A 648-nucleotide genomic window follows, 5' to 3' on the forward strand; every position below is an offset into this window, starting at 1 on the left:
GAAAATTTGTTGTTTAGGGTTTATATATTTGCTCAATTTAGATTAACTTTTTGTTATTTTGAACCTATAGGTTCTCGGCCTCTTCACCCCATTACATCCACGAAGAAAAATTTATACCTTTGCTCCCGAAATGTTCATCAACTGAAAACAACGTGGAGTAAATTTTATGAGTAACGAGAAACTATTAACCCCTAAACAGGTATCTGAAATATTGGGTGTGAGTGAGCAGACCTTGGCTATATGGCGCTGTCAAAAACGCTATCCATTAGCGTATGTGAAGGTGGGGCGTTATGTACGCTATCGACAAGATGATGTTTCGTCTTTCTTAGCCGATAACACCTTTGAAGCGTAGGGGGGGATTGTATGTATGATGGCAACCACGAACCTATCCCTAGTTATGAAGGCTATCCTGAACTTGATCAGCAAGTGCGCTATGAGAATCCGTTTAGGTCGGTATGTGTGAATGACTTTATGGCGGAGAATATTCCGCCTAGACAGTGCATTCTAGCGCCTTGGCTACCAGAGCAAGGTCTCGCAATGATTTATGCGCCGAGAGGCATAGGTAAGACATTCTTTTCATTGAACATAGCGCATGCAGTCGCTACGGGAACAAGCTTTTTAGGGTGGGAGGTAAAGCAGCCTACCCCA

The 648-nt window shown here is 42.9% G+C and carries 2 protein-coding genes; both read left to right on the top strand.

All coding sequences use genetic code 11. The features are described from left to right. Positions 1-166 precede the first annotated feature (166 nt). A complete protein-coding gene (locus A3738_RS23190) occupies positions 167-352 on the top strand; it encodes a helix-turn-helix domain-containing protein (RefSeq protein ID WP_068474161.1) in 186 nt (61 codons plus the stop codon). An 11-nt stretch (positions 353-363) separates the two neighbouring features. Further along, the coding region (locus A3738_RS23195; protein ID WP_156504443.1) for an AAA family ATPase at positions 364-648 on the top strand (285 nt) is incomplete at its 3' end.

It is taken from the genome of Oleiphilus sp. HI0066 (genome assembly GCF_001635725.1).